Origin of the sequence: Micromonospora sp. WMMD1120 (assembly GCF_029626235.1) — a bacterium.
Classification (GTDB): domain Bacteria; phylum Actinomycetota; class Actinomycetes; order Mycobacteriales; family Micromonosporaceae; genus Micromonospora.
The window spans coordinates 5,966,127-5,990,416 of record NZ_JARUBO010000005.1 but is presented as its reverse complement, the minus strand read 5'-3'; the positions used below and the strand labels follow the sequence as shown (position 1 = coordinate 5,990,416).

Genomic DNA, 24,290 nt, shown 5'->3' with positions numbered 1-24,290 from the left:
GCGGTCCGGCGCTGGGCCGGGCGCCCCTGATCATCACCTGTCTAGACTCGGCGACATGGCAGGGAGCGTGGTGGGGGTGCGGGGGCGGGGTCGGGCGCGGGCGGACGGCGTCGAGGCCGGCCGGGTCGACGGGCGGACCGCCCGGGCCGAGCGCACCCGCGCGGCCATCGTCGAGGCGCACCTCGCGCTCATCTCCGAGGGCGACCTGCGTCCGACCGGCGAGCGCATCGCCGAACGGGCCGGCATCTCGCTGCGCACCCTCTGGACCAACTTCAAGGACATGGAGACGCTCTTCGAGGCCAGCGGCGCGGAGGTGCTGCGTCAGCAGGACGCCGCCTACCGGCCGATCTCCACGGCGTTGCCGCTGGCGAAGCGGGTCGACGCGTACTGCCGGCAGCGGGCCCGGCTGCTCCAGCTCATCACGCCGTCGGCACGGGCCGCGCAGATGCGCGAGCCGGTCTCCGAGCAGCTGCACCGCAACCGCCTCAAGCACATCGACCGGGTTCGCGACGAGGTCGAGGAGCTCTTCGCCGCGGAGCTGGCCCGCGCGGGTCGGGAGCGGGCGCAGTTGGTCAACGCCCTGGTGGCGGCGAGCATGTGGCCGGCCTGGTCGATGCTGCGCCACGGGCTCGGTCTGGGCGTGGACCAGGCCCGCGCGGTGATGACCCGTACGGTGGGCGCGCTGCTGGCCGAGGTCGCGTCCGACTGATCGCGGCGCGGCCCGATATCACCCTCTTTCCATCTGGTTTCCGATGGGTAACACTGACAGGCATGGTTGCTGCATCAAGAGTGCAACTAACCGTGCTGCGCGGCCGGGACGACGAGTGCCGGGCTGTCCGGAGTCTGCTCGACGACATGACCACCGGCGACGGCGCCCTGCTGATCCGTGGCGAGCCCGGATCGGGCCGCACCGCGCTGGTCCGCTACGCCCACCGGCAGGCCGAGGGCTGCGCGGTGCTCGCGGGCAGCGGGCTCGCGGAGGAGGCCGCGCTGCCGTACGCCGGCCTGCAACGCCTCGTCGCACCGATTCTCGACCGGCTCGCCGCGCTGCCCACCGAGCAGCGTGACCTGCTGCGCCGCGCGCTGGCGGGAGAGGGCTGCCCGGCGGGGCGGCAGTTGACGCTGTCGGTGGCGGTGCTCGGGCTGCTCGCGGCCGCCGCCCGGGACCGTCCGCTGCTCGCCACGATGGACGACGTCGACCGGGGCGACCCGCAGACCGCGCAGGTCCTCGCCCTCGTGGCCCGCCGGGTGCGGGACCTGCCCGTCGTCGTCCTGCTCACCGCCGACGTCACCGCCACCGTCGACGGGATACCGGCGCACCGGCTGCGCGACCTGACCGAGCGCGAGAGCGCGGCACTGCTCGCCGACCGGCTCCACCTCCGCACCGACGGCGAGCGCGTCGAGCGACCCGCCGCCTCGGTGCTGACAGCGTTGGCCGCGATCGGCGGTGGCAACCCCCAGGCGCTCGTGGACCTCGCCGAGATGCTCACCCCGGGGCAGTGGCGGGGGGAGGAGCCGCTGCCCACCGCGCCACCCGCCGACGGCGCGCTGGGGCGCGCGTACCGGGACCGCCTGGACCGGCTGCCGGCGGACACCCGGCGGGTGCTGCTGCTCGCCGCGCTCGACGAGGACGGCGAGCCGGGCACGCTGATCCGCGCCGCGCGGGTCGCCGGCACCACGGTCGACGCCCTGGCCCCGGCGGAGGTCGCCGGCCTGGTCCGCGTGGAACCCCGCGGCGTCACCTTCCCGCAGCCGTTGGTCCGTACGATGGTCGCGGCGAGCGCGCCGCTGGGTGAGCGCCGCGCGGCACACCGGCTGCTCGCGGAGGTGCTCGTCGGGGACGCGCACCGGCTGCGCCGGGCCATGCACCTCGCCGCCGCCTCGGCGGGCGCCGACCCGGCGCTCGCCGCCGAGCTGGAGCGGGCGGCGACCGGCGGGGCCGGCGGGTGGCTCGCCGCCTCGGCGGCCCTGCGGTGGGCCGCCGAGCTCAGCGACCGCCCGGCCCAGACCTCCGCCCGACTGCTGACCGCCGCCCGCTACGCCTGGGCCGGGGGCGAGCCCCACGTGGCACGGCTGCTGCTCGACCGGCTCCGCGTGGTGTGCGCCGACCCGGCCGTGCGCGGGCGGGCCGACCTGTTGCGCGGCGAGCTGGAGCTGCGCTGCGGCGGGGCGTCGAGTGCGCGGGTCACGCTGCTGACCGCCGCCACGGCGGTGCAGGGCAGCGACCGCGCCCTGGCGTTGGTCGGCCTGGTGCGCGCCGGCGAGGCCGTCTGCTTCGCCGGTGACCAGTACCGGTACGCCGAGGTGGGCCGCCGGGCGCTGTCGTTGCGACGCGCGAACGACCCGCCCGCCATCGAACTCATGAGCTGCCTGATCGCCGGAGTGGCGGCGACCCTGCGCGGCGACCACGAGCGGGCCGGGCCGGCGCTGCGCCGCGCGGTCGTGCTGGGCGGTCGGCTGAACGGGTGGGCGCTGACGTCCACGGCGCTCACCTGTGCCGCGGCGGCCGGCCTGCTGGTGGCCGTGGACGGCGCGGCGCACCGCCTCGCCGACCAGGCGGTCGGGCTGGCGCGGGAGCGGGGCGAGTTGTCCATGCTGTCCCGCGCGTTGGAGCTGCGGGCGATCGCCGAGTACTGGCTGGGTCGGCACGAGGCGGCGGCGGAGACCTCCCGGGCGGGGCTGCGCGTGGCCCGCGCCACGGGACAGGTCAACTGCGCCAACGTCCACCTGGGCATGCTCGCGGTGCTCGCCGCGATCCGGGCCGACCGGGACAGCAGCCTGCGATGGATCCACGAGATCGGTGAGTCGCCCCCGCCGGGTAGCCGCCCGCACGCGCTCGCCGGCTGGGCGCTGGCGGTGCTCGACCTGGTCGACGGCCGGCACGCCGAGGCCGCGGAGCGGCTGGTGTCGCTGGCCCGGCTCGGCACCGGTCGCGGTCAGGTTCTGGTGCAGGTGATGGCCACCCCGTACCTGGTGGAGGCGGCGGCGCACGTGGCGCACCGCCCGGCGGCGACGGCCGCGCTCGCGGTGTTCGACAGGTGGGCCAGCAGCACCGCGAGCCCGCTGCGCCGGGCCCTGTCCGCACGGTGCCACGCACTGCTGGCGGCCCGGGGCGGCGCCGAGGCGGAGCGGGATTTCCAGGCGGCCCTGCGGCTGCACCCGGCCGAGGCCGGCATGTTCGAGCGGGCCCGCACCGAGCTGCTCTTCGGCCAGGAGCTGCGGCGCAGCCGACGCCCCCGCGACGCGCGTACCCACCTGCACCAGGCCCGTGAGATGTTCGGCCTGCTCGGGGTGGAGCGCTGGGCCGAGCAGGCCACCACGGAGCTGCGGGCCGCCGGTGAGTCGGTCGGGTCGCCGGACCTGCCGGCGGCGCGGCTGCTGACCGGGCAGCAGCTGCGGATCGCCGAACTGGTCGCGGAGGGCGCCACCAACCGGGAGATCGCCGCCCGGATGTTCCTCTCCACCCGCACCGTCGACCACCACCTGCGCAACGTCTTCCACCGGTTGGGCATCCGCTCGCGCACCGAACTGGCCCGCGCCTTCACCGCCGGACGGCCTGCCGGGCTGGCCTCCGAGCGGTGACACTCCGGTCTGGACGCCGAAAACTATCACCGCTAGTTTATCGGGCATGGACCTCACCCTCTCCGCCGAGCAGGCGGCGGTCCGCCAGTTGGCCGCCGAGTTCGCCGACCGGGAGCTGCTGCCGCACGCGGCTGCCTGGGACCGACGCGAGTCGGTCGACCCCGCCATCGTCAGCCAGCTCGGTGACCTGGGTTTCCTGGGGCTGACGATCGCCGAGGCGGACGGCGGTTCCGGCGGCGACCACCTCGCGTACTGCCTGGTCCTGGAAGAGCTCGGCCGCGGCGACTCCGCGGTGCGCGGCATCGTGTCGGTCTCCCTCGGGCTGGTCGCCAAGTCGATCGCCGCGCACGGCACCGAGGCGCAGCGGGCCGAGTGGCTGCCCCGGCTCTGCGCCGGCGACGCGCTGGGTTGCTTCGCGCTGACCGAGCCCGACAGTGGCTCCGACGCCGCCGCGCTGCGGACCCGCGCGGTCCGCGACGGCGCCGACTGGTTGCTCACCGGCACGAAGACGTTCATCACCAACGGCACCACCGCCGACGTCGCGCTGGTCTTCGCCCGCACCGGCGGCCCGGGGCACCGCGGGATCACCGCGTTCCTGGCGCCCACGGACAGTCCGGGGCTGACCCGTCGGGAGATCCACGGCAAGCTGGGCCTGCGCGGTCAGGCCACCGGCGAGCTGCGCTTCGACGAGGTGCGGGTGCCCGACACCGCCCGCCTCGGCGACGAGGGCGCCGGCTTCCGCCTCGCCCTCGCCACCCTCGCCAAGGGCCGGATGTCGGTGGCCGCCGGGTGCGTCGGCATCGCCCAGGGCTGCCTCGACGCGGCGGTCGGCTACGCCGGGCAGCGGACCCAGTTCGGCAAGCCCATCGCCGGGCACCAGCTCGTCCAGCAGCTACTCGCCGCCATCGCGGTGGACGCCGCCGCAGCCCGGCTGCTGGTCTGGCAGGTGGCCGACCTGATCGACCGCGACCAGCCGTTCGCCGCCGAGGCCTCGATGGCCAAGCTCTTCGCCAGCGAGGCCGCGGTCCGCGCGGCCAACAACGCGGTCCAGGTCTTCGGGGGGTACGGGTACATCGACGAGTACCCGGTCGGCAAGTACCTGCGGGACGCGCGGGTCGCCACGCTCTACGAGGGCACCAGCCAGATCCAGCAACTCCTGATCGGGCGGGCGCTCACCGGCGTCAACGCCTTCTAGTGCAAAGGAGATCAGGCATGCGAGTCTTCACCTCGTTCGCGGAGTTGGCCGCCGCCACCGGCGAGAGCATCGGCCCCGGCCCGTGGCAGCGCATCGAGCAGAGCCGCGTCGACCTCTTCGCCGACGCCACCGACGACCACCAGTGGATCCACCTCGACCCGGCCCGGGCCGCGGCGGGGCCGTTCGGCGGGACGATCGCGCACGGGTACCTGACCCTGTCGCTGCTGCCGGCGTTGGCCGGTCGGCTCTACCGGGTCGAGGGGGTGGCGATGGGGGTCAACTACGGACTGAACCGGGTGCGCTTCCCCGCGCCGGTCCGGGTCGGCGCCGCCGTCCGCGCCACCGTCACCATCGCCGAGGTGTCACCGGTGGACGGCGGTGTCCAGCTCGTCGCGGCGGTCACCGTGGAGAGCGACAGTGGCGGCAAGCCGGTCTGCGTGGCGGAGACGGTGAGTCGGCTCTATCGCGCCGTGGAGCAATGACCGACCAGTTCGGCGGGAGCTGGCAAGGTGCCGTCGGCTCCGGGTAGGCGTTATCAAAGAGGTTCCCGAAATCGCGATGCCCCTGCTGCCCCGCCGCCAGAGCACCTCAGCACTCCGATGGGCGGCGACGGAATCCGCCGCCGCCCATCAGCTGTCGAAAACGAATCGCGTCGGTCGCCTCGCTAGTGCCAATAAGCTCAGCAACAACCGCTGGTCTGCCAGCGGTGAGAGTGGATCCACATACTTTGCGGGACGATCATCTGCCCAGGAGCACACGGCGGCGCGGGTCGAACGCATGACCGTCGTCCTGTCGCTAACGACTGAGCCTGGGACGGCAATTATGGCCGGGACTGCCCAAGCGGGAACCTTCGTGTCCGGGATGCGCCAGCCAGTGCGTTCACTCTCGAACCAGGTCTGACAGTGAACGGCCCGAATTTGACTGCCCCAAAGAAGCCTCATCGGGGGCCAAGCTGCCACCGCACAACGGAATCTTTGTCGGGCTCATCTCAATCTTGATTACGCGCTTTCCGCCGAGCCACGTGGTTTTCCGATCGCAGAAGTAGGTCCAGCTTCCATCGCGAAAGTCGACCCATCCGGACCAATCGCCCGGTTCGATCCGGTGCCCGTCGGAGTTGACATTGTATTCGCCGTAACAGTACTTGGTGGGCCATTGTACGACAGGGCCAGATGTCGAGTAGTAAAAGTACTTCATGCCGGCGGCGTTGTAGTTGCAGTTGTCCGCGGCAGCCGACGCGTTGGCTGGAGATGTGGTGACCACAGCCCCCATGAGTAGCGCGGCGACCGTCGCCAAGGTCGCTAAAGACCTAGCCTTCATTACTTCTCCTCTTGTCGGTGTGACTATGAAGCAGGTCTACCAGTGCTTGAAGCATGTATTTTGGTAGACGGCGAACTCATAACTCGGTAAATACCACTCCTCCCTTTTGGGACCGGTGATACCCCCCGAACCCGTGACGACCGCAGCGCCGTTGAAGGCGATGTCGAGGCCGTTTCTGGCGCGTATCACACATCCCTTTCAGCTCTTCTCCGTGTGTCGATAGCGTTGGTTTACGGACGTGGGGCGCCTGGCTGCGCTGTGGCTGCTATCCGACACTCATCGATCGGCGTCCACGAAACTAGATATAGTCGTGTTTGGATTGTTTGCCAATCATGTCGTCAGGCTGACAAACAACTCTGTGACGGGGGACAACGTGGGGAGACCTGAGCGGCCGCTCGACCCCGAGGCAGGCGAACTGGAGCGGTTCGCACTCGACCTGCGCCAACTGCGGACGAAGGCGGGCGGGCCTACCTACCGCCAGCTGGCCAAACGTGCGCACTTCTCGGTGACCACGCTGGCGAAGGCGGCCAGCGGCGAGACCGTGCCAAGCCTTCAGGTGACACTGGCGTACGTGGCCGCCTGTGGCGGTGATCCAGCCGAATGGACCGAGCGGTGGCACCGGTTGATAGCGGACGTGACGTCCGTCGGCACGACGGCGACCGCCCCCGGACCGTACTGGGGGATGGCGGCCTATCAGCCGGAGGACTCCGAATGGTTCTTCGGACGCGAGCGCATGGTGGACCAACTGCGTGAGATGCTCACCCGCCTACGGTTCGTCGCGGTTTTCGCTCCGTCCGGCGCGGGCAAGTCATCGCTGCTTCGGGCGGGTCTGTTGGCAGCCGTGGCCGAGCATCCCGCCAAAGGGGGGCCGGCCTGGGCCACTGTGCTGATGACCCCCGGTGAACACCCGATCGAAGAGCTCGCACTGCACCTGGGGAACTGTCAGGACGAGCCCTCTGACGCGGTGTGCCGCCAACTGGCCGATGACCCGATGAACATCCGTCGGACAATCGAAAGGATTCTCGATCTCCGTCCCTCGGTCGCCACCATGCTCATCGTGGTGGACCAGTTCGAAGAGCTGTTCACGCTCTGCCGGGACGAAGAGGAGCGATCGGCGTTCATCGCCGTGCTGCTCGCCGCCGCGGAGGTTCGTGAGGTGCGCGTGGTGCTGGGAGTACGGGCCGACTTCTATGGTCGCTGTGCGGCCTACCCGGCGCTGGTGACCGCTCTGCACGGGCGCCAGTTGCTGATCGGTCCGATGGACGACGACGACCTGCGCCGGGCGATCAGCGGCCCCGCCAAGCGAGCCGGGTTACAGGTGGACCCGGCGTTGGTGGAGGTGGCCGTGGCGGAGGCCGGCGGTCAGACGGGCACGCTACCGCTGCTGTCCCACGCGCTCCTGGAGACCGCCCGCCTGCGGCAGGGCAATCGGTTGACACTGGTCCACTACCGGGAGTCCGGCGGCGTGCACGGCGCCATCACGCGCACCGCCGAAGGGGTGTACACCCAGCTCGACGAGGGCCAGCGACAGATCGCACGGGACATCTTCCTGCGCCTGACCGCCCTCGGCGACGGGACGGAGGACACCCGGCGCCGGGCGTCACTGGCCGAATTGGTGAGTGGGGCCGACCCGTCGGCGGCGGCGACGGTCCTGGGTCGGTTGACGGCTGCGCGGCTGGTCACGGCCGACGAGAAGGGCGTCATGGTGGCCCATGAGGCGCTGATCCAGGAGTGGGCTCGGCTGCGGGGTTGGCTGGCCGAGGATCGGGAGTTGCTGCGTGCGCACCGGAGGCTGACCGAGGCCGCCGCCGAGTGGGACCGCCACGACCGCGTGGACGGCTTCCTGTATCGCGACGTCCACCTCGCGCCGTGGAAGGTCGACCCGGCGCTGGAGCTCAGCGACCTCGAACGTGAGTTCTTGGAGGTCAGTCGGGCACGGGACGCCCGGCGACGGCGGGCCAGGCGGCGACGGACCAGCGTTGCCCTGACCGGTCTCACGGCAACCGCTGGCGTGGTGAGCGTCCTTGCGGGAGTCGCACTGGTGCAGGCCGACCGGGCAGCCGCCGAACGGGACCTCGCTGTCGCCCGCCAGTTGACGGTGGAGGCCGGCAACCAACTGCTCATCGATCCGCGACAGGCGCAACGTCTGGCCAGACGTGCCCTGACCACGCATCCGACCGTCGACGCGGAGATGGTGCTCCGCCAGGCCACCGTTGACGACCGGCTGCGCGCAGTGGTGCCGATGACCAGCAAGAAGGCGCTGGGCGTGGCGTTCAGTCCGGACGGCGCACGGCTGGCCGCCACCGGAACGGACGGTGAGGTCCGGGTCTGGTCCTGGTCCGGGCACGGCGTCTCCGGCACAGGGGTGGCGCTGACCGGTGGGCCGGAGGGCCAGGTGTGGACGCCGGTCTTCAGTCCGGACGGGAGGCGGTTGGCCGCCGCCGGCTCCGATGGCACCGTCCACATCTGGCCCTTGGATGGAACCGCCGATCAGCCTGTCGTCCTCCGGGGACACCAGGGGCCGGTGTGGGGTGTGGCATTCAGTCCTGATGGGCGGCTGGTCGCCAGCGCTGGCGAGGACACCACGGTCCGGATCTGGGACGTTCGGAACGTCGATCGACCGGTGGTGCTGCGTGGGCACAAGCGGGTCGCGGTCGGTGTGGCCTTCAGCCCGGACGGCCGTCGACTGGCCAGCAGCAGCCACGACGCGACGGTACGGCTGTGGGATGTGGCCGAGCGATCGACCCGATCGGTTCTCACCGGGCCGCGCGAGGGCACCAGGACACTGGTGTTCAGCCGGGACGGCACCCGCCTGGCCTGCTCCAGCAGCGACGGCACGGCGTGGGTGTGGCCGCTGACCGGATCGGCGGCTCCGGTGGTGCTGCGGGGGCACGAGGGCACCGTGGAGGGCCTCGCGCTGAGTCCGGACGAGCGGTGGATCGCGACCACCAGCGACGATCTGACCGTACGGATCTGGAACGCCGACGGCGCCGGTGACCCGCTGGTGTTGCGCGGCCACACCAACCGGGTCTGGGCGCTGGCCTTCAGTCCGGACGGATCGCGGCTGGTCAGCGCCGCCGACGACGGCACGCTACGGATCTGGGACCCGGGCAGCGACCGTCTGATCCTGCGGGGGCACCGGAAGGCCACCTGGTCCGCCGCCTTCACGCCGGACGGGCGGCGGGTGGTCAGTGGCGGCGAGGACGGCACGGTACGAGTCTGGAACCTGGCCACACCGGCCGAGCCCCAGGTGCTGGGCCGCCACGACGGCGACGTCTACGGCCTCACTGTGAGTCCGGACGGGACGAGTGTGGCCACCGGTGGCCGCGACGGCAGCGTGCGGGTCTGGGACCTCGCCGGTAGACGTGGTCCCCTGGTGCTGCGCGGGCACGAGAAGCAGGCGTGGATCGCCGACTTCAGCCCGGACGGCCGGCGTCTGGCCAGCGTCAGCAACGACGGGAGCCTGCGCATCTGGGACCTCACCGGCCGCGACGGCCCGGTCGTCCACCGGGTCGCCGAAGAGATCCGGTACGTCGCCTTCGGTCCGGACGGCAGGAAGGTCGCCACCGCCGGCGCGGACGGCACGCTACGGATCTGGGACGCCCTCGGCGCGGGCGAACCTCTGCTTCTCCCCGGTCACGAGGGACTGGTGTGGGCGGTGGCCTTCAGCCCGGACGGACAACTTGTCGCCAGTGCCGGCTTCGACGGCACTGTGCAGATCCACCCCATCTCCGGGGGCGTCGCTCCGCTGACGCTGCGGGGACACGAAGGTCCGGTCTGGCACGTGTCGTTCAGCCCGGACGGGCGGTGGGTGGTCAGCTCCGGTAAGGACGGCACCGCTCGTCTGTGGCGGGCTTCGGAGGCCGCGCGGTCGGTGACCTTCGAGGGATTCGGCGCCTCGGTGGAGACCGTCGACTTCAGCCCCGACGGCGAGCAGCTCGTCTCCACCCACGACGACGGGACGGTACGCGTCTGGCCCTGCCGGGCGTGCGCCCCCGTCCGCAGTCTGCTGGAGCCCTGACCGGCGCACCTCCCTGACCTCGTCGTCCGGGGGCGCCCGTCACCCGGAGGTGTCGTCAGGGTGCAGCACGGTGTCCAGCCAGCGCATCTGACGCCGGACGTGCGCCGCTTCGCCGCCCTCGTGGCCGTTGAACGGGTAGACGTGCATCTCCCGCTCGGGTGGCACCGGCCGCCCGTTCGACGCGCCGTAGTGGTTGTAGGCCGCGAAGGCGCCTCGCGGCGGGCAGACGGTGTCGCGCCCGCCGACCCCGAACTGGGCCGGCGCGGTGGCCCGGCGGGCGAAGCTCACCGCGTCCACATAGGACAACGTGTGCCACACCGCCTCCTCGGCCTCCCGGTGCACCGCCAGGTACCGGGCGATCTCACCGTACGGCGCGGGATCGGTGGACTGGACCGCCCGCCGGATGTCGCAGAGGAACGGCGCGGTGGTCAACACCGCGCTGAGGTCGTCGACCAGACCGGCGACGGCCAGGGCGAGACCGCCGCCCTGGCTGTTGCCCACCACCGCCACCCGGTCGTCGACGCCGGGCAGGGCCCGGACCGCCTCGACCGCCCGGACCGCGTCGGTGATCAGACGCCGGTAGTGGTAGTCGCGTGGGTCGAGGATCCCCCAGGTGGCCGGCCAGGGCCCGCCGGGCGCGCCGTGCGGGTCCGGGGTGTCGCCGGGGGCGTACTGCCCCGCCTGGCCCCGGTTGTCCATCAGCAGGTGCGCGTACCCGGCTACCGGCCAGGTCAGCCGCTCGTGCGGCAGTCCTCGGCCGCGACCGTAGCCGGCGTACTCGACCACCGCCGGCAGCGCCGTCGCCACCCCGGCCGGGCGGGTGTACCAGGCGCGCACCGGTTCACCGTCGAAGCCGGCGAACGTGACGTCCCAGCAGTCGAGCAGCCGCAGGTCGGTGGGCTCCGGGTGGACGTCGACGAGCACCGGCACAGCGCTCGCCCGGGCGAGCGTGCCCCGCCAGAACTCGTCGAAGTCGTCGGGCTCGGCGACCCGCGGAGCGTACCGGCGCAGGTCGTCGGCGATGCCTGTCGTGTCGGGCACGGGCCCTCACCGGGGCCGGGGGTCGGTGCGCGCCGGCGGGGGTGCGGTGCTCTCCCGCACGACCAGCTCGGTGACCAGGTCGATCCGGCTGGTCGCCGGCTCGTTGCCCCGGGCCAGGTCGAGCAGCATCTGGGTGGCGATGCCGGCCATGTCGCGCAGCGGCTGGTTGATGGTGGTGAGGGCCGGGTCCGTCCACGCCGAGACCGGCAGGTTGTCGTACCCGATCACCGAGAGGTCCTCGGGCACGCGCAGGCCGCACTGCCGGGCGGCCCGGAGCACCCCCATCGCCTGGATGTCCGACCCGGCGAAGATCGCGGTGGGTCGGTCCGGCCGGCTCAGCAGCGGCAGACCGTGGGTGTGCCCGGCGCCCGCGGAGAAGCTGCCGTAGCGGATCAGCTCACGGTCGACGGGGAGCCCGGCCTCCTCGTGGGCCGACTGGAAGCCGGCGGCGCGGGCGCGGCTGCAGAGCACGTCCGGCGGACCGGAAATGATGGCGATCCGCCGGTGCCCCAACTCCAACAGGTGCCGCGCGGCCAGCAGGCCGCCGTTCCAGTTGTTCGACCCGACGGTGGGTACGGACGCCGAGGTCGCGCTGTCGGTGTCGACGACGACGAACGGGATGCCCTGGCGGCGCAGGTGCTGCTGTTGGGCCTCGGCCAGGTGGGAGAGCACGAAGACGACCCCCAACGGCCGGTCGGCGACCAGCGCCTCCAGCCAGCGGGTCGGCGGGCGGTGCGCGCCGTCGAGCTGGGCGACCGACAGGCCGATGCCGGCCGCGCTGGTCACCGCCTCGACGCCGCGCAGGATCTCCATCGCCCACCCGGTGTCGAACTCGTGGAACACCAGGTCGATCCGGCCGCCGCTGGTCGACGGTCGACGGGTGCGGCGCTGGTACTGGTGGCGGTCGAGGCTCGCCTCCACCCGCGCCCTGGTGCCGGGAGCGACATCACCCCGGCCGTTGAGGACTTTGGAGACCGTCGCGACCGAGACGCCAACCTCGCTGGCTATGGTCGCGATGGTGGTCGAGGCGGGTGGGTCGAGCCGGTCGTGCTCTGTCATCGCGGCCTCATACGACATCCGAAAGTTTCGGCAGACCTTAACACGATCGACCATCAGCGCCAGTCCGTCCGATGTGTAGCACGACCATGGACGGCCCGAACGAGGCCTTGACACGCATCGATGGGCCACTTAGGTTGCCGAAAAGGTTGCGCAGGTTTCCGGAAAGTTTCGGATCGGGACAAACGTCCGCCACGGAGCTGGCTCCACGAGGGCGCGGGGATGTGGCCGGAGCTAAGGGGTCATGGCATGGGAAGTCAGTTGCCCGAGGACGGCGGCGCCGCGCCGTGGCGCGACCAGCGGCTGTCGCCGACCGAGCGGGCCGAGGCGCTCCTGCCGATGCTGTCGATCGAGGAGAAGGTCGCCCAGCTCGTCGGAGTCTGGGTCGGCGCCGAGGCGACCGGCGAGGGCGTGGCGCCGCACCAGACCGACATGATCAAAGAGCCGCCACAGTGGAGCAACGCCATCGAGCACGGGCTCGGCCAGCTCACCCGTCCGTTCGGCACCGCGCCGGTCGACCCGGTGCTGGGCGCCCGGTCGCTGGCGGCGTCACAGGCGCAGATCGTGGCCGCCAGCCGGTTCGGCATTCCCGCCCAGGTGCACGAGGAGTGCCTGACCGGGTTCGCGGCGTGGCGGGCCACCGTCTACCCGACCCCGCTCAGCTGGGGGGCCGCCTTCGACCCCGACCTGGTCGAGGAGATGGCCGACCGGATCGGGCGTGCCATGCGTGCCGCCGGCGTGCACCAGGGCCTCGCACCGGTCCTCGACGTCACCCGCGACTACCGGTGGGGTCGCACCGAGGAGACGATCGGCGAGGACCCGTACCTGGTGGGGACGACCGGCGCCGCGTACGTGCGGGGCCTGGAACGCGCCGGCGTGGTGGCCACGTTGAAGCACTTCGCCGGTTACTCCGCCTCCCGGGGCGGGCGCAACCTCGCGCCGGTGCCGATGGGCGCCCGGGAGCTGGCCGACGTCATCCTGCCGCCGTTCGAGATGGCGCTGCGGCACGGCGGCGCCCGCTCGGTGATGAACTCCTACGCCGAGATCGACGGGGTGCCCGTCGCCGCCGACCGCGCGCTGCTGACCGGGTTGTTGCGCGACGAGTGGGGCTTCACCGGCACGGTGGTGGCCGACTACTTCTCCGTACGGTTCCTGCAGACGCTGCACGGTGTCGCCGAGAACGCCGTCGACGCGGCCCGGCTCGCCCTGCACGCCGGGATCGACGTCGAGTTGCCCACAGTGGACACGTTCGGGGCCGCGCTGGTGGCGGCGGTGCGCGCCGGTGAGGTGGACGAGGCGCTCGTCGACCGCGCGGTGCGCCGGGTGCTGGTGCAGAAGACCGAGCTGGGTCTGCTGGACGAGGACTGGCGGGAGACGCCCGACGACGTGGCCTCGTTGAGCTTCGACGACGAGGCCAGCCGGGACGTCGCGCTACGGCTGGCCCGGGAGTCCGTCGTCCTGCTGCGCAACACCGGCGTCCTGCCGCTGGCGACGAGCGGCCGGGTGGCGCTGGTCGGCCCGGCGGCCGACGACCCGATGGCGATGCTGGGCTGCTACTCGTTCCCCAACCACGTCGGCGTGCACCACAGCGAGGTCGAGGTCGGGGTGGACATTCCCTCGCTGCGCGACGAGTTGGCCCGCCACGTCCCGACCCTCAGGTACGAGCCGGGCTGCGCCATCACCGGCACGGACACCTCGGGTATCGCGGCCGCGGTGGCCGCTGCCGCCGACGCCGACGTGTGCGTGCTCGCCGTCGGCGACCGGGCGGGAATGTTCGGCCGGGGCACCTCCGGCGAGGGCTGCGACGCCGCCGACCTGCGACTGCCCGGCGTGCAGGCCGACCTCGTCCGGGCCGTGCTCGCCACCGGCACCCCGGTCGTGCTGGTGCTGATGACCGGTCGCCCGTACGCGATCGGCGCTGAGTTCGACGGCGCGGCGGCCGTGGTGCAGGCGTTCTTCCTCGGGCAGCGCGGTGGGCAGGCGCTCGCCGAGGTGCTCACCGGCGCGGTCAACCCGTCCGGCCGGCTGCCGGTCAGTGTGCCCCGCGACGCCGGCGGCCTGCCGAGCACCTACCTGGCGCCGCCGCTCGGGCTGCGCAACAAGGTCTCCTCGGTCGACCCGACGCCGACGTTCCCGTTCGGCCACGGACTGAGCTACACCACGTTCGAGTGGTCCGACGCCGAGGTGGTGGAGGCGACGGACGAGCCGGCGTCCTGGTCGGTCGACGGCGAGGTGCGGGCCCGGATCACCGTCGCCAACACCGGGGACCGGGCCGGCGTCGAGGTCGTGCAGCTCTACCTGCACGACCCGGTCGCGCAGACCACCCGCCCGGTGGTCCGGCTGGTCGGTTACGCCCGGGTGTCGCTGGAGCCCGGCGAGGCGGCGCGGGTGACCTTCGACGTACCCGCCGACGTGGCCTCCTTCACCGGCCGGTCCGGCCGGCGGATCGTCGAGCCGGGCGCGGTGGAGCTGCGCTTCGGTCGGTCCAGCGGGCAGTGGGCGGGGGTCCTGCCGCTGCGGCTGGTCGGTGCCGAGCGGCAGGTCGGTCACCAGCGGAAGCTGCTCACGTCGGTGCGGGTCGAACCTCTCGTGGCCGTTCCCCAGTCGGCATAGGAGGCCGAGGATGACATCCACGTTGCGGCCGCCGCCGGCGCCGCCCCGTCCGCCGGAGGAGACCGGAAGCCCCGCGCCGCGGTCGCCGCGCCGGCGCCGCAGTTGGCGGCAGGCGTTACGTCGGGACTGGCAGCTCTACTCGCTCGCCATCCTGCCGTTGCTGTTCTTCCTGGTCTTCCGATATTTGCCGATGATCGGCAACGTCATCGCCTTCCGTCGGTTCAAGCCGGGCGGCAGCATCTTCGGCGAGTACTGGGTCGGTCTGCGGTACTTCCGGATGTTCCTCGCCGACCCGACGTTCTGGGAGGCGTTCACCAACACGCTGGTGCTCGGGACGTTGACCCTGCTGTTCTGCTTCCCGCTGCCCATCGTGCTGGCGCTGATGCTCAACGAGGTGCGGGCGCGCCGCTTCAAGCGGTTCGTCCAGTCCGTCTCGTACCTGCCGCACTTCCTGTCGATCGTGATCGTGGCGGCGATGGTCGCGCAGTTCACCCTGATCGACGGCACCGCCAACCAGATCGTCCGGCTGGTGGGCGGCGACCCGGTCGCGTTCCTGCAACAGCCGGAGTGGTTCCGCACCATCTACGTCTCCTCCGAGGTGTGGCAGACCGTCGGCTGGGGCACCATCCTCTACCTCGCCGCTCTCACCACCATCGATGAGGACCTGTACGAGGCCGCGCGGATCGACGGCGCGAGCCGCCTGCGGCAGACCTGGCACATCACGTTGCCCGGGATCCGGCCCACGATGATGACGTTGCTGATCCTCAACATCGGCAACTTCCTGGCGGTCGGTTTCGAGAAGATCCTGCTGCTCTACAACCCGCTCACCTACCCGACCGCGGACGTGATCTCCACGTACCTGTTCCGGATGGGCTTCCAGTCCAGCAACTTCAGCTACGCCGCCGCGATCGGCCTCTTCGAGGCGGTGATCGGGCTGATCCTGGTCCTGACGGCGAACCTCATCTCCCGGCGCACGGTGGGGACGAGCCTGTGGTGATCCTCGGTACGAAGCGCGAGGCCCCGAAGACCCGGGGAGCGGTGGACAGCCGCGGATACCGGATCTTCCGCGTGGTCAACACGATCGTCCTGCTCGGTGTCGTGGCCGTGACGCTGTTCCCGTTCCTGAACATCGTGGCCCGGTCGCTCAGCGACGAGGCGTCCATCATCGCGGGCAAGGTCACCATCATCCCGCGCGGCTTCGACCTCACGGCGTACGACCTGGTGACGTCCGACGCGATGTTCTGGACGAACTACCGCAACACCGTGGTGTACACGGTGGTCGCCACGCTCATCTCGATAGTGCTCACCACGTGTTACGCGTACGTGCTGTCGAAGCCCCAGCTCAAGGGACGCGGCTTCCTGGTCGGCGTCGCGCTGTTCACCATGTTCTTCTCCGGTGGTCTGATCCCCAACTACGTGCTGGTCACCAGCCTGGGGATGAAGAACACCATCTGGGCCGTGGTGATCCCCAACGCGATCAGCGTGTTCAACCTGCTGGTGATGAAGGCGTTCTTCGAGAGCCTGCCGAGCGAGTTGGAGGAGGCCGCCGCCGTCGACGGGCTGAACACGTACGGCATCCTGCTGCGGATCGTGCTGCCGCTGTCGAAGGCGATCATCGCCACGATGGTGCTCTTCTACGCCGTCGCCTTCTGGAACTCGTGGTTCACCGCGTTCCTCTACATCGACAAGCAGGACCTGCTGCCGGTGACCGTGTACCTGCGCAACCTGATCGCGGGCGCCACCAGCGCCGAGTCGTCCGGCGCCGCCGACGCCGACAAGGTCCAGGCGGCGGCCACCCTCCAGGCCGTGACGATAGTGCTCACCACCCTGCCCATCCTGGCGGTCTACCCCTTCGTGCAGCGGTACTTCGTCCGCGGCGTGCTGCTCGGAGCGGTCAAGGGGTAGTCGCCGGCCGACCCGCACCAACCTCCACCCCGAACCCGACCGAAAGGACCAGCCATGCTCCACAAGACGTGGCGCCCTGTGGCGTTAGCCACCGCGGGTCTGCTCGCGCTCACCCTCACCACCGCCTGTTCCGACGATCCCGGCGAGTCGACCGACCTCGCCGAGAACCGGGTCGGCGCGATGGCCACCTACGGCGTCGGCGACCAGTTCAAGGCCACCGAGCCGCTCTCCTTCTCCACGCTGTACAACAACCACACCTTCTATCCGCTGAAGGAGGACTGGCTGTTCTGGTCGGAACTCACCAAGCGGACGAACGTGAAGATCGAGCCCGTCGCGGTGCCGCTGAGCGACTACGAGCAGAAGCGCAGCCTGCTGATCGGCGCGGGGGACGCCCCGCTGATCATTCCGAAGACGTACCACCCGCAGGAGGACGCGTTCGTGTCCTCCGGGGCCATCCTCCCGGTCAGCGACTACCTGGACCTGATGCCCAACCTGAAGGAAAAGATCACCAAGTGGAACCTCCAGCCGGAGATCGACAACCTGCGGCAGGCCGACGGTAAGTTCTACCTGCTGCCCGGTCTGCACGAGAAGCCGACCCAGGACTACACGGTGCTGGTGCGCACCGACATCATGCAGGAGCTGAACCTCGCCACGCCGAAGACCTGGGACGACCTGTACGCGGTGCTCAAGGCGATGAAGGCGAAGTACCCGAACGTCTACCCGTACTCGGACCTCTTCAGCAAGCCCAACCCGGCGGGCGCCCTGCTCGGCATCCTCGGCTCGTCGCACGGCACCTACGCGGGCTGGGACTTCCAGCACGCCACCTGGGACCCGGCGGCGAAGAAGTTCACCTACACCGGCGCGTCCGAGCAGTACAAGCAGGTGGTCACGTACCTGCACAAGCTCGTCTCCGAGGGTCTGCTCGACCCGGAGAGCTTCACCCAGACCGACGACCAGGCGCGCCAGAAGCTCGCCAACGGCAAGTCCTTCGTGGTCACCGGCAACGCGCAGACCCTTGTCAACAACCACCGTCCCGACCTGGCGAAGACCCTGCCGAACGCGAAGATGGCCAAGATCCCGCTGCCGATCGGCCCGGCCGGTGAGGTCAACCCGTTCCCCCGGCTGGAGAACGGCATCATGATCTCCTCGAAGGCCCGGGAGAGCAAGAACTTCGTCGCCATGATGCAGTTCATCGACTGGCTCTGGTATTCGGACGCCGGTATGGAGTTCGCCCGCTGGGGCGTCGAGGGCACCACCTTCACCAAGGACGCCACCGGCAAGCGTACGCTCAACCCGGGCGTCGACTTCCTCGGCCTCAACCCCAAGGCGCCCAAGCACCTGCAGAAGGACTTCGGCTTCCACAACGGCGTCTTCGCCTACGGCGGCACGCCCGACCTGGTCCGTGGGTTCTTCTCGCCGGAGGAGCTCGAGTTCCAGAAGGTGATGGACGCCCGCACGCCGAGGGCGGTCCCCCCGCCGCGCCCGTTCACCGACGAGGAGCGCGAGCAGGTGTCGCTCTGGGAGACTCCACTGAAGGACTTCGTCACCCAGAACACGTTGAAGTTCGCCCTCGGCCAACGGCCGCTGAGCGAGTGGGACGCGTACGTCTCGGAGTTGAAGGCCAAGAACTCCGAGCAGTACATCGACCTGGTCAACAAGGCGTACGAGCGGTTCCAGAAGAAGAACGGCTGAGTGGACGGGGGTCCGGTCGGGCGGCTGGTACGCGCCCGACCGGACCTGCCGGACCGGGACGGACCGGAGGGAGCGCGGATGAGCGGGGCCGCCCAGGCCTGGCGACAGTTCGGCGACGGGCCGCTGTCCCGGATCACCGCCCGCGTCCACATCCTGCTCGTGGTCGAGCTGTTGCTGCTGCTCACCACGGTGCCCGCCCTGCTCCCGGTGCTGCTGCTCGGCCGCGACCCCAGCAACCTGCCACTGGTCGCGCTCTTCCTGGTGCCGGTCGGGCCGGCGCTCTCCGCCGCCGTGTACGCCCTGCGCCACCAGCGCCCCGACCTGACCGACCTGCGGCCCGCCGCCCGCTTCTGGCGCGGCTACCGGGCGAACGCGCGGGGTGTCCTGCGGGTCTGGGTGCCGACGCTGCTGTGGCTGACGGTGCTCGCCATCAACCTGGCCCACCGCGACGCGATCGGCCTCGCCGGCTGGTGGGTGGCGCCGCTGGTGCTGGTCGCCGTGGGGGTGACGCTCGGCGGGGCCAACGCCCTGGTGATCGCCTCGCTGTTCGACTTCCGCACCCGCGACGTGCTCCGGCTGGCCGTGCACTTCCTCGCGCGTACCCCCGGGGTGACAGTCGGCAACGTCCTGCTGCTGGCCGCGGCGGCCGGGATCACCGCGGTCTTCTCCGAGGCGGTGCTGGCCCTGTTCGCCTCGATCGCGGTCTGGGCCCTCCTGCGCGTCAGCGACCCGATGATCCACCTGATCCGGAAGGAGTTCACCCGATGAACGCCGAGGAGTCGATGGAGTTGGATCGGCTGCTCTTCGTCGAGGAACCGATCGAGGCGGACGAGGTGCGCGTACACCCGGCCTGGTTGCCGCCGGAGGCGTTCCGGGCGCTCGGCTCGCGCCGCGTCCTCATCCACGGCGACGGACTGCTCGTCGACACGGTGCTGGACGAGGTGTCGCGGGCCTGCGCGCGCTACGGCGGGCGGGTCTGGCACTCCCCGACCTGGGACGTCGACGTCGACCTGGTGTTCGCGCTGCGCGGGACCGACGAGTTACCCGGCGCGGCGGTACGGGCGGCGCTGGCCGACGGGGGCGACGGCGAGCCCCTCGGCGACGAGGGGTTCCTGCTGACGCGCGACGGCGACGTGACCGTGGTGCTGGCCGACGCGCCCGCCGGCCTGCTGTACGGGCTCTTCCACGTGGTGCGGCTCTGCGCGGCGGCCTTCGATCCGGCCCGCCCGGCGGAGCGGCACCGGCCGGCGCTGCGTCGGCGGATGCTCAACCACTGGGACAACGTCGCCGTGCACCCGGTGATGGGCCAGGTGGAACGGGGGTACGCGGGTGGCTCGATCTTGTGGCGGGAGGGCCGTCCGCGCGACGACCGGGCCCGGTTGCGGGAGTACGGCAGGCTGCTGGCCGCCAGCGGCGTCAACGCGATCTCGGTGAACAACGTCAATGTGGGCCACACCGAGGCGCGGCTGCTCACCGACCGGCTCGGGGACGTCGCCGAGATCGCCGACGTGCTGCGCCCGTACGGCATCCGGGTGCACCTGTCGGTCAGCTTCGCCGCGCCGATCGTGCTGGGCGGCCTGCCGACCGCCGACCCGCTGGACGCGGCGGTGCGGACCTGGTGGTCCGTCACCACCCGCCGGGTGTACGAGCGCATCCCGGACTTCGGCGGCTACCTGGTGAAGGCCGACTCGGAGGGTCAACCCGGCCCGTTCAGCTACGGTCGGGACCACGCCGACGGTGCGAACCTCCTCGCCGAGGCGCTCGCCCCGTACGGGGGAGTGGTGCACTGGCGGGCGTTCGTCTACAACCACCACCAGGACTGGCGGGACCGCTCCACGGACCGGGCCCGCGCCGCGTACGACCACTTCGCGCCGCTCGACGGGCGCTTCCGGACGAACGTCATCGTGCAGGTGAAGCACGGCCCGGTGGACTTCCAGACCCGGGAGCCGGTGTCGCCGGTGCTCGCCGCGATGCCGGCCACCCGACTGGCGGTGGAGTTGCAGGTCACCCAGGAGTACACGGGTCAACAGCGGCACGTCTGCCACCTCGGGCCCTGGTGGAGCGAGGTGCTGCGCTTCGCGCCCTGGGGTCCGGACGGGCGGACGATAGCCGACGTGGTCGCGGGGGCGGTGGGCGGCGGGCTGGTGGCGGTCGCCAACGTCGGCGACGATCCCTTCTGGACCGGGCATCCGCTGGCGCAGGCCAACCTGTACACGTTCGGCCGGCTGGCCTGGGACCCCGGACGGGACCCGGCGGCGATCCTCGACGAGTGGATCACACTGACCTTCCCGCCGTCGGCGACCGCCGATCCGGAACTGGTCCGGCGGGTCCTGCACGAGATCATGGACGACTCGTGGCGCACGTACGAGCGATACACCGCCCCGCTGGGCGTCGGCTTCATGGTCAACCCCGGTGACCACTACGGGCCCGGGGTGGACGGGTACGAGTACACCCGGTGGGGCACCTACCACTTCGCCGACCGCGACGGCGTGGGCGTGGACCGCAGCCGGGCGACCGGCACCGGCTTCGCCGGGCAGTACCCGCCGCACTGGGCGACGACTTACGAGTCCCCCGAGAGCTGCCCGGACGAGCTGCTGCTCTTCTTCCACCACGTGCCGTACGGGCATGTGCTGCACAGTGGGTCGACGGTCATCCAGCACATCTACGACACCCACTTCGCCGGTGTCGAGGAGGTGACGGCGATGCGACGGCGGTGGCAGACGTTGCGCGGGACGATCGACCCGAGCGTGTACGAGCGGGTCGCCGAACGCCTCGACGAGCAGGTGCGCTCCGCCACCGAGTGGCGCGACCAGATCAACACGTACTTCTTCCGCAAGTCCGGGGTGCCGGACAAGCGGGGGCGCGAGATCCACTGACGGCTCGGCGTTCCGGAAAACCCGCCGATAATCGGGCCCCGCCCGGCGCCGCCGGCGACCGCCGTCGTCGGCCGCCGACGCGCAGGTCGTCGCCGGGACCGTGACGCCGAAAGGTTTCCGGAATCCTTGACAATCGAGCGTGCTCGATTGAAGCTGACCTGGTCACGCGAGCCGCGGTCACCGGTCGGGCGAAGGGCACTCCTCGACTCACGTCCCTTCCACGCGCCTTTCTCAAGGGATCGCGACGATGACACTCAAGACACGGATGCTCGGCGTCCTCATGGCAGTGGTGGCGGTGGCCGCCGCGGCGTTGACAGTCGCCACGCCGGCGTCGGCGGCGACGCTCACCCAGGTGACCAGCTTCGGCAGCAACCCCACCAACCTCCAGATGCACCTGTACGTGCCGGACCGGGTGGCGGCCCGTCCGGCGGTCCTGCTGGCCATGCACTACTGCACCGGAACGGGCCCGGCGTTCTACTCCGGCACGCAGTACGCGTCGCTGGCGGACCGCTACGGGTTCATCGTGATCTACCCGTCGGCCACCCGCAGCAGCAGGTGCTGGGACGTCTACTCACCCCAGGCGCTGCGCCGGGGCGGCGGCAGCGACCCGGTCGGCCTGATGTCGATGGTCGACCACGTGAAGCAGCGCTACTCCGCCGACCCGACCCGGATCTTCGCCACCGGCACCTCGTCCGGCGCGATGATGACGAACGTCATGCTGGGCGTCTACCCGGACGTGTTCGCGGCGGGCGCCTCCTTCGCCGGGGTGCCGTTCGCCTGCTTCGCCACTGGCGGCACCTCGGAGTGGAACAGCCAGTGCGCGAACGGGCAACTCATCCGGACCGCCCAGCAGTGGGGTGACCTGGTCCGGGAGGCGTACCCCGGGTACACCGGGCAGCGGCCACGGATGCAGGTCTGGCACGGAACCAACGACGACACGCTGCGCTATCCGAACTTCGGCGAGCAGGTCAAGCAGTGGACCAACGTGCACGGGCTGAGCCAGACGCCGACGTACACCGACACCCCGCAGTCCGGGTACACCCGCACCCGCTACGGCGGCAACGGTCCGCTGGCGCCGGTGGAGGCGATCAGCATGCAGGGTGTCACGCACAACATCCCGGTCGACGCCGCCCAGGTGATCCGGTTCTTCGGCCTCGACGGCGCCGCGCCGCCGACCACCCCGCCGCCGACGACCCCACCACCGACGACGCCACCGCCGACGACCCCGCCGCCGAGCGGTGGCGGTTGCCGTGTCGCGTACACGGTCAACGCCTGGAACACCGGTCTCACCGCGAGCGTCGCGATCACCAACACCGGCTCCAGCGTCGTGAGCGGATGGGAGCTGACCTTCACGCTGCCCACCGGCCAGCGCATCACCAGCGGCTGGAACGCCCAGTACGCCCCGGCGAGCGGCGCGGTGACCGCCCGCAACGTCTCCTACAACGCCACCATCGCCCCGAACGCCGCCGTCGAGATCGGCTTCCAGGCCACGCACGAGGGCGGCACCGGCAAGCCGTCGTCGTTCGCCCTCAACGGCACCGCCTGTGCGGTGTCCTGATTTTCCCTTCCACCCCACCACAGAAGGAGTCGCCCGAGATGAGAAGAACCAGATGGAAGGCGGCGTCGAGAGCCGCCGTCGCGCTGACCGGTGTGGGCGCCCTCGCCGCCGGCATGGCGCTGTTCATGACGGCGCCGGCCGCCGCCGGAACGACGCTGGGCACGTCCGCCGCCGAGAAGGGTCGGTACTTCGGCGCGGCGGTGGCGGCGTTCAAGCTGAACGACTCCGCGTACACGACGATCCTGAACCGTGAGTTCAACTCGGTGACGCCCGAGAACGAGATGAAGATGAACGCGACCGAGCCACAACAGGGTCGGTTCAGCTACACCGACGCGGACCGGATCGTCAGCCACGCCCGCAGCCGGGGCATGAGCGTGCGCGGCCACACCCTCGCCTGGCACTCGCAGCAGCCGGGGTGGATGGAGAGCATGAGCGGCAGCGCCCTGCGGTCGGCGATGCTCAACCACGTCACGCAGGTCGCCACCCACTTCCGGGGTCAGGTCGTGGCCTGGGACGTGGTGAACGAGGCGTTCGCCGACGGCAGTTCGGGAGCGCGTCGGGACTCGAACCTCCAGCGCACCGGCAACGACTGGATCGAGGCGGCGTTCCGGGCGGCCGACGCGGCGGACCCGAACGCCAAGCTGTGCTACAACGACTACAACACCGACAACTGGACGCACGCCAAGACGCAGGCGGTGTACAACATGGTGCGGGACTTCAAGTCCCGGGGCGTGCCGATCGACTGCGTGGGCTTCCAGTCGCACTTCAACAACGACTCGCCGTACGTCAGCAACTACCGCACCACGCTGTCCAGCTTCGCGGCCCTCGGCGTGGACGTGCAGATCACCGAGTTGGACATCCAGGGCGCCCCGGCCAACACGTACCGCAGTGTCGTGGAGGACTGCCTGGCGGTGGCCCGGTGCACCGGCATCACGGTGTGGGGCATCCGGGACAGCGACTCCTGGCGGTCCAACCAGACCCCGCTGCTGTTCAACGGCAGCGGCCAGAAGAAGCCGGCGTACGACGCGGTCCTCGCGGCGTTGAACAGCGGCACCACGCCGACGGACCCGCCCACCGACCCGCCGACCGATCCGCCGACGGACCCGCCGACCGATCCGCCGACGCAGGGTGGCTGCACCGCGACGGTGTCGGTGAACCAGTGGACCGGTGGCTTCGTGGCGAACGTGCGGGTGACCGCCGGCTCGTCGGCTCTCAACGGCTGGCGGGTCGCGATCACCCTCCCGTCGGGCGCGACGGTGACCAACGCCTGGAGTGCCAACCGCAGCGGTAGCTCCGGCGCGACGACCTGGACGAACGTGGCCTACAACGGCCAGGTGGCCGCCGGGCAGTCCACCGAGTTCGGCTTCCAGGCCAACGGCACCGCCGGCAGCCTCAGCCCCAGCTGTTCGGCGAGCTGACCAACGCTCGGCCGGC

The 24,290-nt window shown here is 71.2% G+C and carries 16 protein-coding genes; 13 read left to right on the top strand and 3 right to left on the bottom strand.

Annotation, left to right across the window (positions count from 1 at the left end):
* Positions 1–55 precede the first annotated feature (55 nt).
* The 4 genes from O7634_RS27640 (at position 56) to O7634_RS27625 (ending at position 5,259) form a co-directional block, all read left to right on the top strand.
* A complete protein-coding gene (locus O7634_RS27640; protein WP_278153047.1) occupies positions 56–709 on the top strand; it encodes a TetR/AcrR family transcriptional regulator in 654 nt (217 codons plus the stop codon).
* 62 nt (positions 710–771) lie between these two features.
* The gene (locus O7634_RS27635) at positions 772–3,582 is read left to right on the top strand and encodes a LuxR family transcriptional regulator (RefSeq protein WP_278153046.1); all 2,811 of its coding nucleotides are present in this window, start codon (positions 772–774) and stop codon (positions 3,580–3,582) included.
* 46 nt (positions 3,583–3,628) lie between these two features.
* Positions 3,629–4,777 carry an acyl-CoA dehydrogenase family protein gene (locus tag O7634_RS27630; protein WP_278153045.1) on the top strand — a complete coding sequence of 383 codons (1,149 nt, stop codon included), beginning with the start codon at positions 3,629–3,631 and terminating at the stop codon, positions 4,775–4,777.
* Positions 4,778–4,794: 17 nt separating this feature from the next.
* The gene (locus O7634_RS27625) at positions 4,795–5,259 is read left to right on the top strand and encodes a MaoC family dehydratase (protein WP_278153044.1); all 465 of its coding nucleotides are present in this window, start codon (positions 4,795–4,797) and stop codon (positions 5,257–5,259) included.
* A gap of 397 nt (positions 5,260–5,656) precedes the next feature.
* On the opposite strand, the gene O7634_RS27620 is transcribed toward O7634_RS27625, so the two are convergent.
* Positions 5,657–6,094 carry a hypothetical protein gene (locus O7634_RS27620; RefSeq protein ID WP_278153043.1) on the bottom strand — a complete coding sequence of 146 codons (438 nt, stop codon included), beginning with the start codon at positions 6,092–6,094 and terminating at the stop codon, positions 5,657–5,659.
* A gap of 373 nt (positions 6,095–6,467) precedes the next feature.
* Here O7634_RS27620 and O7634_RS27615 point away from each other — a divergent pair, with 373 nt between their 5' ends.
* The gene (locus tag O7634_RS27615) at positions 6,468–10,115 is read left to right on the top strand and encodes a hypothetical protein (protein ID WP_278153042.1); all 3,648 of its coding nucleotides are present in this window, start codon (positions 6,468–6,470) and stop codon (positions 10,113–10,115) included.
* A 39-nt stretch (positions 10,116–10,154) separates the two neighbouring features.
* On the opposite strand, the gene O7634_RS27610 is transcribed toward O7634_RS27615, so the two are convergent.
* On the bottom strand, positions 10,155–11,156 hold the full coding sequence (locus O7634_RS27610; RefSeq protein ID WP_278153041.1) for an acetylxylan esterase: 1,002 nt from the start codon (positions 11,154–11,156) through the stop codon (positions 10,155–10,157).
* A gap of 6 nt (positions 11,157–11,162) precedes the next feature.
* Positions 11,163–12,215, bottom strand: a complete 1,053-nt coding sequence (locus O7634_RS27605) for a LacI family DNA-binding transcriptional regulator (RefSeq protein WP_278153040.1) — start codon at positions 12,213–12,215, stop codon at positions 11,163–11,165.
* Between the two features lie 246 nt (positions 12,216–12,461).
* Between O7634_RS27605 and O7634_RS27600 the strand changes: the two genes are divergently transcribed.
* From O7634_RS27600 to O7634_RS27565, 8 genes are all read left to right on the top strand, one after another.
* A complete protein-coding gene (locus O7634_RS27600) occupies positions 12,462–14,825 on the top strand; it encodes a glycoside hydrolase family 3 N-terminal domain-containing protein (protein WP_278153039.1) in 2,364 nt (787 codons plus the stop codon).
* 10 nt (positions 14,826–14,835) lie between these two features.
* On the top strand, positions 14,836–15,822 hold the full coding sequence (locus tag O7634_RS27595; RefSeq protein ID WP_278153038.1) for an ABC transporter permease subunit: 987 nt from the start codon (positions 14,836–14,838) through the stop codon (positions 15,820–15,822).
* Positions 15,819–16,730, top strand: coding sequence for a carbohydrate ABC transporter permease (locus O7634_RS27590; RefSeq protein ID WP_278153037.1), 912 nt, complete (start codon positions 15,819–15,821; stop codon positions 16,728–16,730). The genes O7634_RS27595 and O7634_RS27590 overlap by 4 nt, the downstream gene beginning before the upstream one ends.
* Positions 16,731–16,784: 54 nt before the next feature.
* On the top strand, positions 16,785–18,422 hold the full coding sequence (locus O7634_RS27585; RefSeq protein WP_278153036.1) for an extracellular solute-binding protein: 1,638 nt from the start codon (positions 16,785–16,787) through the stop codon (positions 18,420–18,422).
* Positions 18,423–19,190, top strand: a complete 768-nt coding sequence (locus tag O7634_RS27580; protein WP_278153035.1) for a DUF624 domain-containing protein — start codon at positions 18,423–18,425, stop codon at positions 19,188–19,190.
* The gene (locus tag O7634_RS27575; RefSeq protein WP_278153034.1) at positions 19,187–21,298 is read left to right on the top strand and encodes an alpha-glucuronidase; all 2,112 of its coding nucleotides are present in this window, start codon (positions 19,187–19,189) and stop codon (positions 21,296–21,298) included. Before O7634_RS27580 ends, O7634_RS27575 begins: the two co-directional genes overlap by 4 nt.
* Positions 21,299–21,545: 247 nt before the next feature.
* The gene (locus O7634_RS27570; protein WP_278153033.1) at positions 21,546–22,856 is read left to right on the top strand and encodes a PHB depolymerase family esterase; all 1,311 of its coding nucleotides are present in this window, start codon (positions 21,546–21,548) and stop codon (positions 22,854–22,856) included.
* A 113-nt stretch (positions 22,857–22,969) separates the two neighbouring features.
* Positions 22,970–24,274 carry an endo-1,4-beta-xylanase gene (locus O7634_RS27565; RefSeq protein ID WP_278154101.1) on the top strand — a complete coding sequence of 435 codons (1,305 nt, stop codon included), beginning with the start codon at positions 22,970–22,972 and terminating at the stop codon, positions 24,272–24,274.
* The last annotated feature ends 16 nt before the right edge of the window (positions 24,275–24,290 follow it).